We start from the raw sequence: 9,049 nt of genomic DNA on the forward strand, positions 1-9,049 counted from the left end.
ACTTCAGACGGCTCATCGATCTTGACCACCTGGAAGCGACGGGTCAGCGCCGGATCTTTCTCGATATGCTGCTTGTATTCGGCCCAGGTCGTGGCCGCGATGGTGCGAAGCTCGCCGCGTGCCAGGGCAGGCTTCAAGAGGTTTGCGGCATCGCCGGTTCCGGCGGCACCGCCGGCGCCGATCAGCGTATGCGCCTCGTCGATGAACAGGATGATCGGCGTCTCGGACGCCTGGACCTCGTCGATGACCGCCTTCAGCCGCTTCTCGAACTCGCCCTTGACGCTGGCGCCCGCCTGCATCAGCCCGACATCGAGCATGCGCACGCTGACGTTCTGCAGCGTCGGCGGCACATCGCCCTGGGCAATGCGCAGCGCAAAACCTTCGACCACCGCCGTCTTGCCGACGCCGGCCTCGCCGGTCAGGATCGGATTGTTTTGCCGGCGTCGCATCAGGATGTCGACGATCTGGCGGATCTCCGGATCGCGGCCGACGACCGGATCGATCTTGCCGTCGCGGGCGCGCTGGGTAAGGTCGGTGGCGTATTTGGCCAGAGCCGAATCCCCGCCCGGACCGCGCTTCATCGGCGTTTCGGCGGCGGCTGCGGCGGGAGCTGAGCCGGCTTCGAGCGAGCCTTCGGTGACATCGGCGAAGCGGGAAACGACACCATCGGCGTCGATCTTGTCGAACTCGGCGCTGATCTTCGACACCAGGCCTTCCAGCACCGGCGTCTTCAGACAGGCAAGCAGGATATGGGCGCTGCGCACCTCTTCGACGCCGAATTCCAGCGTTGCCAGGTTCCAGCCTTCCTGGATGGCGTGGAAGATGTGGTCGGAGAATTCCTCCACCGAGGTGGCGCCATAGGGCAGCTTGTCGATGGCGCGGGTCATGTCCGCTGACAGACGACTGGCATCCACGCCGGCATCGGCAAGGATCATCTGCACGTCCGAGCGCTCCGACAGCACCAGTTGCTGAATGAAATGGACGAGCTCGACATAGGGATTGCCGCGCAACTTGGCCGTGTCGGCCGCGGCCTTGAAGGCTCGCACCCCCGTGGCGTTGAGCTTTGCGACCAGTTCCTTACGCTTGAAGCTCTGCGATGATCGGCGCTGTTCCATTGAACCTGCTCCCGAAATCTGCCGACCGTACCCTGCCATATAAGCGGCTACTTGACAAAGCCATGTGACGGGCAAGGCGCGTGGATATGTGCGGGCGGCACCGCCCTGTTACAAAAGTCTTGCATACACGTGCAACAAACACCGGATCGCCGTCCGGGCTATGCGAGCCATTTCACATACCGGGCCCGGCAATCGCGCAATGGGTTTCGCCGAAGAAAACGGTCGCGTTTAGCATCCGTTAGTTTTTGAGCAGCTGCTCAATTGTCGTAGCGCGAGGCCGGTGATAACGTTACGTCACATAGGGTCTCAGGGCCGCTGGCTGGGGGTTAGTGTGATTGATCTCGCACTCTGGCTGAATCCTCTGAACGGTGAGAATCCGTCGGGTGAGGATTTGCGCAACGACCCGGCCTTCCACGAGCTGGAGCGCCTCACCGAACCGCTACTCAAAGTTGTCCATGACGGCAACAACAAGCCGACTTCGCAATCAACGCCGGTCGACTGGGCCTCTGTCCTCGACAAGGCGGAAGAGCTTCGCTCCCGCGGCCGGGATCTGCGCCTTTTGGTCATCGTCGCGCGCGCTCTCGCCAACGAAGAGGGACTGGCCGGTCTCGCCCAGGGCCTGAAGCTGATTGCCGGCACCTTCGACCAGTATTGGGAGACGATGCATCCGGCATTGCGGCCGAACGCGGCGCCGCGCGACGCCGCCCTGCGCCGCATCAATGCATTGCTTGATCTCCAGAACAGCCAGGGAGGCCTGCTGGCGAACCTTCGCGAGACGATCTTCTTCTCGCCGCGTCAGGTCGGGCCCATCAGCGGACGCGATCTGGAGCAGGGCGCGCTCGACGAGCGCGTCATGCTGCAGGAAGCGGCTTCCGGGCTGAGCGCTTCCGAAAAGGCGGCGCTGGCGACGGCTCACAGCCAACTCCTGAACCGGGTGCGCAGCGGCTGCGCGGCACAGATCGATCAGGCCGGCGACGCGATGACCTCGCTGCTCGCCGACGCCCGGGCGGCGATCGCCGCGCTCGACGAAGTCGACACCGCCCTCAACAAGCGTATCGAAGGCAACAGCCCTGCCGTCCCGGAATTGAGACGGTTCCTGCAGCGTTTGCTGACGACGCTGGAGCGGAATTCGGCCGTCGGCACTGCTGCGAATGGGGCCGCAAAGCCCTCCGCGCAGCCGACGGGACCGGCAGCACCGGCCGGAAACGGTCACGGAGCCCAAGGGATGGGGGCCGAAGCGATGGGAGCCGAAGCGATGGCAAGTGCGGCAAGCTATGCGGAACCCGGCGCCGGGCTGCCCGACCGGATCACCTCGCGCGACGACGTCGTCAAATGCCTCGACCTCGTCGTCGCCTTCTATGACCGCACGGAGCCGTCGAGCCCGATACCGCATCTCGCCCGCCGCGTGCGCCGCATGGTGCACATGGATTTCGTGGAACTGATGGAAGATCTCGCCCCGTCGGGGCTGAAGGAATTCCGGCTGCTTGCCGGTGTTCCCGATCCCAAGAAGCCGGCCCAGAAGGATGAAAGGTAACAAGCATGCCAGCAGAAAGCAAAGCGAAGGTCATCGAAAGAAACCGCGCGCCGCGCGTGCAGATCGCCTACGACGTCGAAACCTACGGCAGCCCGACGACGATCGAACTGCCGTTCGTCATGGCCGTGATGGCCGATCTTTCCGGCGCCTCACAGACCAAGGATGCGGTGAAGTCGGTCCTGGACCGCAAGCTCGTCGAAACCGATGCCAACCGCTTCCCCAAATTCATGGAAGCCATGGGGCCGCGCGTGAAGGCGCGGGTGAAGAACACGCTGCCGCAAGCCGAGGGAGCCGAACGCGACGAGGAGCTCGCGGTCGATCTCACCTTCTCGAAGATGGGCGATTTCGCGCCCGACAAGATCGCCGAACAGGTCCCGCAACTGGCCGAGATCCTCAAGATGCGCCGCCAGCTCGAGGAACTGCTCGGCTTCATGGACGGCCGCGTCGATGCCGAGAAGCGCATCGCGCAGCTTCTGAACAACGAGCCGCTGCTGAGCAAGATCGCCGACCAGGCGATATCCGACGGCAAGGGCGAGGAGTAAGTCATGGCTGAACAGCAAAAGACCGCAGCCGCCACCGCCGAGGCGGAAGCGATAGACCTCGGCGAATTCAGCGGACTCCTTGAAAAGGATTTCAAGGTCAAGAAAGACGACAGTGAAAAGCTGCAGCAACTGGTGCGCAACCTGGCTTTGGCCGCGCAGTCGCGCTCCGAGACCACGACGATCTCGTCCAACGCGATCAAGTCGATCAAGTCGCTGATCGCCGGCATCGACAAGATGCTGACGACGCAGGTCAACGAGATCCTGCACGCGCCGGAAGTGCGGGAGATGGAGGGCACCTGGCGCGGCCTCTGGTATCTCGTCAACAACACCGAGACGGATACCAAGCTCAAGATCCGGGTGATGAACATCTCCAAGGAGCAACTGGCCGACACGCTCGAAGACTATGAAGGCCAGATGTGGGATCAAAGTCCGATCTTCAAGAAGGTCTACACGGACGAGTATTCGATGCTGGGCGGCGAGCCGATCGGCTGCATCATCGGCGCCTACGAATTCTCGAACCATCCGCGCGACGTCGGCCTGCTGCGCAACATTTCGGGCATCTGCGCCTCCGCGCACACGCCCTTCATCGCCGCTGCCTCGCCGCGCCTGTTCCGCATGGACAGCTGGCAGGAACTGCCGAATCCGCAGGACCTGCAGATGATCGTGAACAACCCGGCCTACGCCTCGTGGCAGTCGCTGCGCGAGAGCGAGGACGCCCGCTATATCGGGCTCACCATGCCGCGCGTGCTGGCACGTCTGCCCTACGGCACCGAGACCGTTCCGGTGAAAGGGTTCACCTTCGAGGAGGAGGTGGGTGGCGACCACAACAAATATGTCTGGATGAACGCCGCCTTCCCGATGGGCGTCAACATCAACCGCAGCCACAAGCTCTTTGGCTGGGGCACGCAGATCCGTGGCGTCGAGAACGGCGGCACGGTGCTCAACCTGCCGGTGCACGCCTTCCCGACCGACGACGGATCGATCGCGATGAAATGCCCGACCGAGGTCGCCATCGACGACCGGCGCGAGGCGGAACTGGCCAAGCTCGGCCTGATGCCGATCCTGCACCGGAAGAACACCGACCTTGCCGCCTTCATCGGCGCGCATTCGCTGCAGGACGACGAAACCCGCGCCGGCCGCCTGGTCGATCCCGACGCGCAGTCGAACGAGCGGCTGTCCGCCAACCTGCCCTATCTTTTCCCGGTGTCCCGTTTCGCGCACTACCTCAAGGCGATTGCGCGCGACAAGATCGGCTCGTTCAAGGAACGCACCGATATGCAGATCTGGTTGACCGAATGGATCAACCGGTACGTGCTGGCCAACCCTGCCTTCGCCGACGACAAGGCGCGCGCCAAGCGCCCGCTGGCCGCGGCCGAGGTTCAAGTCGACAGCGTCGAAGGCCGGCCCGGTTACTACAATGCCCGTTTCTATCTGCGTCCGCACTACCAGCTGGAAGGCATCAATGCCTCGCTCCGGCTGGTGTCGGAACTGCCGTCAGTGAAGGGCTGAAATGCAGCAAAGTCATCTTGTTTCGTTTGAAAGCGGTGGAGAAAGACAATGCCAGTGAAGATCGATGGTTTTTTGAAAGTTCCGGATATCAAGGGCCCCAGCAAGCGTGACGGCCATGAAGATGAGATCGAAGTCCACGGCGTCGACTACAAGATGGTAGCTCCGTACGACCCGAATTCGCTCTCGCGGCGCGGCCGTGTGTCGATGGGGATGATCAAATTCACCAAGCATTACGACAAGTCGTCGCCGTACCTGAAGAAGGCGCTGTTCGAAAACAAGGCGCTCGACGAAGTGGTGTTTTCGGCCCGCCGCACGATCGACGGCGAGACCAGCGACTATCTGGTCGTGACGCTCACCGATGCCTCGATCATGGAATACGACATGCGGCAGGCGGAGGATGAGGCCGACCTGATCGAGGAAGACGTCAGCTTCGCCTACAAGAAGATCAAGTTCGTCTACGACAAGGACGACGAGATCGAAATGGATGTCTATGTCGGCAAGTGAGGCCAGGCGGCCCGGCGCGAACAAGGCGCATCTGGCCGGCAGTTCGCGGGCAAAGCGCGAGGCGGTCCAGCCCTCTCTCTGGGACCGCCTCATCAACGATCTGCCCGGCCTGACCTCGGAGATAGAGGGGCTGCGCCGACAGTTGCAGGAGGAACTCGGCGCCGAGCGCGTCGAGGCTCTTCTTGCCGGCAGCGCGCGCGCCGTCGATGCCGATGCGGAACTGACGCCGGACCAGAAGCGGCGCCTGCACCGCCTGGTCTTCCAGTCCGAGCACCGCGCCGAGATCGAAAGCCGCGGCGTGGTGGTGTCGGCGCGGGTACTCAGGGAAGCCGTCCGGCGCGACATCGAGGCCTTGTTCAACACCGAACGTTTCGAATCCGTTCCAATGCTTTCCGATGCCGAGCACGAACAGCCATTGGACGAACTGCCGTCGCTCGCCGATTTCCCGGAGGTGCGGCGCAGCGTGGTCAACTATGGCGTGCCGTCCTTCTCCGGCCGCTCGTCGAGGGACTTCGACCGCGATACTTTGGCGCGCGAGATCCGCGCGGTGCTTGCCACCTTCGAGCCGCGTCTCAAGGAAAGCGCAACGACGGTCAATGTCACCCTCGGCGACAAGAGCGTCGGCCTGAAGATCGAGATCGACGCCGTGCTTATCATGACGCCGACGCCGGAACGCATGCGGCTGCGCACCACGATCAATCTCGACAACGGCCTGGCGCGAACCGAATTTAGGGAGACCTGAAATGGATCGGGTCTTCGTGGAATACTACGAAGAGGAACTGACCCATATCCGCGCGCTGGCCGCGGAATTCGCCGACATGCATCCCTCCATTGCCCGCAACCTTTCCCTCGACACGGTGCCCTGCCCCGACCCTTACGTCGAACGGCTGCTTGACGGCGTGGCGTTCCTTGCCGCGCGCACGCGACTGAAGGTGGACGCCGAGCGCTCGCGCTTCTCGCGCGCCGTGCTCGACGTGCTCTATCCGGATCTGGTCACGCCGGCGCCGGCAACGGCGATGGCGGTGCTGAAGCCCGGCCAGCAGGTGCAGTCGATGATCGCCGGCCACTCGGTCGGGCGCGGCACGCGGCTGGTCTCCAGCCTGCATCCCGGGCTGTCGACACGCTGCACTTTCACCACCGCGCAGGAGGTCACGCTGTGGCCGATCGCGATCACCTCGGTCAGCTATTTCCAGGACCGCAGCGGGCTGGCGGCGGCGGGCATCGGCCCCATCGGCGGCGTGCGCGGCGAAGCTGCACTGCGCATTGCGCTTGCCCGGACGGGAAAGGGCACGCTCAACGAACTCGCACTTGATCGCCTCGATCTCTATTTCGCCGGGCGCACCAAGGCGCCGCTCATCTTCGACGCGATCTTCGGCGCCTGCTCGGCTGTCGGCGCGCGAGCGGAAGGCAAGACCAATCCAGTGTCGGCGCTGGCCGAGCCCGAGATGGTCGGCATCCGCGACGACGAGGCGTTGATGCCCCGCACCCGCCCGACCTTCGAGGGATACCGGCTGCTGCGCGAATATTTCATGATCCCCGAACGCTTCCACTATGTGCGGGTCTCAGGCCTGCAGCCCGTGGTGCGCAAATGCGAGGCGGGACTGGAGATCATCTTCCTGTTCCGACGCCCGGTGCCCGAGCTCGCCGACGTGACGCCGGCCGATTTCGAGCTCTTCGTGACGCCGCTCATCAATCTCTTCGAGCGCGAATGCAACGTCATCGAGATCGATCCGCGCAGGACGCGGCAGGTGGTGCATGCCGACCGGACGCGGGCGAGGGATTTCGAGATTTTTCGCGTCACCCGGGTGGAAGACGCCGACGCGGAAGGCAGCGAGGCCGAAATTCCCGAGCTTTTCAGCCTGGGGCAGAACCGCGGCAGCGGCTGGGTCTATTCGACAGAGCGGCGCCCGCGCCGGGCCACCGAAGACGAGCGGCGCGACGGCCTGACCCGCACCTCCTATACGGGAGACGATGTGTTCCTCGCGGTCTCGCGGCCCACGGGGAGCCCAGCCAACCGGCCGCTCAGGCGCCTCGACGTGATGGCGCTCTGCACCAACCGCGACCTGCCGATCCTGGACGACACCCCGACGCTGACGCTGGAGACGGCCGACCCGGTCGAGACAGTCAGGCTGCTCGGCGCGTTGCGGCCGCCGCAGCCGGCGATCCCGGCATCGCTGCCGGCGGGCGCCGAAGGCGAGTCCCGCGCCGACAATCTCGCCTGGCGGCTGGTGGCGCAGCTCTCGCTCAACTTCCTGAGCCTCGCCAAGGAAGGCCGCGGGGTTGACCCTTTGCATGCGCTGCTCGATCTTTATGCCGACCGCGGCGATCCGAGCCTTGCCCGCAACGTGCATTCGATCACCCGCATCGACTCGCGCCCGGTCATCGAGCGGCTCAAGATCGACGGGCCGATGTGCTTCGGACGGGGCACGGAGGTGACGCTGCATGTCGACCAGTCGGTGCTGGCGGGGCAAAGCACGCTGCTGCTTTCGGCCCTGCTTGCGCGGCTGTTTGCCCGCCACGCCGGAATAAACGGCTTCGTGCGGACGCGCACGCGGCTGTTGCAGAAGCAGGAGGATGTGCCATGGCCGATGACGCCCGGCAATCGCTACCTGATCTAGGCAGATCCGCTCCCAACGCAACGGGCCCGAGCGGGACCGAGGCGCTGTCGGAGGGCTTCGACTTCTTCGAGCTGCTGCGCCGGCTGGAGCAGAAAGGCGGGCTGTTCGGCTATTCCGGCCAGGCCAATCGCGAGCCGGCCCGGCTCGGCCAGCATGTGCGCCTGAGCTTTTCAGCCAGGGACGTGGTCAAATTCCAGGAGGCTGGCGAAAAGGCGCCGGCGCGGGTGACCGTCGCCAATCTCGGTCTGCTCGGGCCTGAAGGACCCATGCCGCTGCATCTGACGCGCTGGGTGCTCGACCGGCTGTCGCAACGCTGGTTCACCGGCGCCGACGCGGAGCAGACCAGCGACACGACTTTCGTCGATTTCGTCAACATCCTCCAGCACCGGATGATAGCGCTCTACTATCGGGCCTGGGCGGACGCGCATCCAGCGGTCCAGGTCGAACGTTCGGTCGGCGGACGCGTCCGCGCCATGCTCGAAGCCATGGCGGGGATCGGGCTTCCGGGCACCCAAGATCCCGAGCTCGACACGGTTCGGCTGCGCCAGGCGGGATCACTCGCCAACCAGGTCGACGGCGCGGAGCGGCTGACGCTGTTCCTCGCCACGGCCTTCAAGGTGCCGGTTCAGATCAAGGAATTCGTCGCCGCCTGGATCACCATACCAGCGACACTGCAGAGCCGCGTTGGCAAGGCCTATGCGGCGCTCGGCCGCGGAGCCACGATCGGCCCGCGCGTTTTCAGCCGCCAGAGCCGGATCGAATTGCGCGTCGGCCCGCTCAGCTTCGACGACTTCAAATCATTCCTGCCCGGCGAACGGCGCCTCGCCGTCTTCAAGAAAGCGGTCCGCGACATGATCGGGGAAGCGCTGGATGTCGATTTGCGCATTGTGCTTGCGCGCGACGCCGTGCCGCCCCCCCGTATCGGAACCGTCCAGCTCGGCCGAACCTCCTGGCTTGCGCGCCCCGCCGAGAGGGGCGACGCCGACGATCTCAAGCTGCGCACCATCGTCGGCTGGCGGCCGGAAATGGCGGAGGTGGCCTGATGAGCCTGCTGCTGACGCTCGAACAGGGCCCACGCTCCCAGGTGGTGAGACAGACCCGGCTGGACGAGGGCGAACTGGTGATCGGCCGCAGCGCCGATGCCGGCTGGCAGATCGACGACCCCGACATGTTCGTCTCGCGCGCGCATTGCAAGATCAGCGGCGGCCGCGACGGCTACTTCGTGAC

Annotated in this window: 9 protein-coding genes; 8 read left to right on the forward strand and 1 reads right to left on the reverse strand. The window is 64.6% G+C overall.

Annotation, left to right across the window (positions count from 1 at the left end; all coding sequences use genetic code 11):
• Positions 1-1,115 (reverse strand): AAA family ATPase (locus EOA29_RS16095; protein ID WP_127221135.1); only part of this gene is annotated, 1,115 nt, incomplete at its 3' end.
• 331 nt (positions 1,116-1,446) lie between these two features.
• Here EOA29_RS16095 and tssA point away from each other — a divergent pair.
• From tssA to EOA29_RS16135, 8 genes are all read left to right on the forward strand, one after another.
• Positions 1,447-2,649: a type VI secretion system protein TssA gene (gene tssA / locus EOA29_RS16100; protein WP_127221136.1), complete on the forward strand. Its 1,203-nt coding sequence runs from the start codon at positions 1,447-1,449 to the stop codon at positions 2,647-2,649.
• A gap of 5 nt (positions 2,650-2,654) precedes the next feature.
• Entirely contained in the window at positions 2,655-3,191 is a 537-nt protein-coding gene (gene tssB, locus EOA29_RS16105) for a type VI secretion system contractile sheath small subunit (RefSeq protein WP_127221137.1), read from the forward strand.
• A 3-nt stretch (positions 3,192-3,194) separates the two neighbouring features.
• Positions 3,195-4,700, forward strand: coding sequence for a type VI secretion system contractile sheath large subunit (tssC, locus tag EOA29_RS16110; RefSeq protein WP_126095505.1), 1,506 nt, complete (start codon positions 3,195-3,197; stop codon positions 4,698-4,700).
• Between the two features lie 48 nt (positions 4,701-4,748).
• Positions 4,749-5,204 carry an Hcp family type VI secretion system effector gene (locus EOA29_RS16115; protein WP_126095506.1) on the forward strand — a complete coding sequence of 152 codons (456 nt, stop codon included), beginning with the start codon at positions 4,749-4,751 and terminating at the stop codon, positions 5,202-5,204.
• Complete coding sequence (tssE, locus tag EOA29_RS16120; RefSeq protein ID WP_127221141.1) at positions 5,191-5,946, forward strand: type VI secretion system baseplate subunit TssE; 756 nt, start codon at positions 5,191-5,193, stop codon at positions 5,944-5,946. The genes EOA29_RS16115 and tssE overlap by 14 nt, the downstream gene beginning before the upstream one ends.
• A 1-nt stretch (position 5,947) precedes the next feature.
• Positions 5,948-7,822, forward strand: coding sequence for a type VI secretion system baseplate subunit TssF (tssF, locus tag EOA29_RS16125; RefSeq protein ID WP_127221138.1), 1,875 nt, complete (start codon positions 5,948-5,950; stop codon positions 7,820-7,822).
• The gene (gene tssG / locus EOA29_RS16130; protein WP_127221139.1) at positions 7,786-8,865 is read left to right on the forward strand and encodes a type VI secretion system baseplate subunit TssG; all 1,080 of its coding nucleotides are present in this window, start codon (positions 7,786-7,788) and stop codon (positions 8,863-8,865) included. The genes tssF and tssG overlap by 37 nt, the downstream gene beginning before the upstream one ends.
• A partial coding sequence (locus tag EOA29_RS16135) for an FHA domain-containing protein (RefSeq protein WP_127221140.1) occupies positions 8,865-9,049 on the forward strand: 185 nt, incomplete at its 3' end. The genes tssG and EOA29_RS16135, both read left to right, overlap by 1 nt.

Origin of the sequence: Mesorhizobium sp. M1E.F.Ca.ET.063.01.1.1, from assembly GCF_003998155.1 — a bacterium.
Classification (GTDB): Bacteria; Pseudomonadota; Alphaproteobacteria; order Rhizobiales; family Rhizobiaceae; genus Mesorhizobium.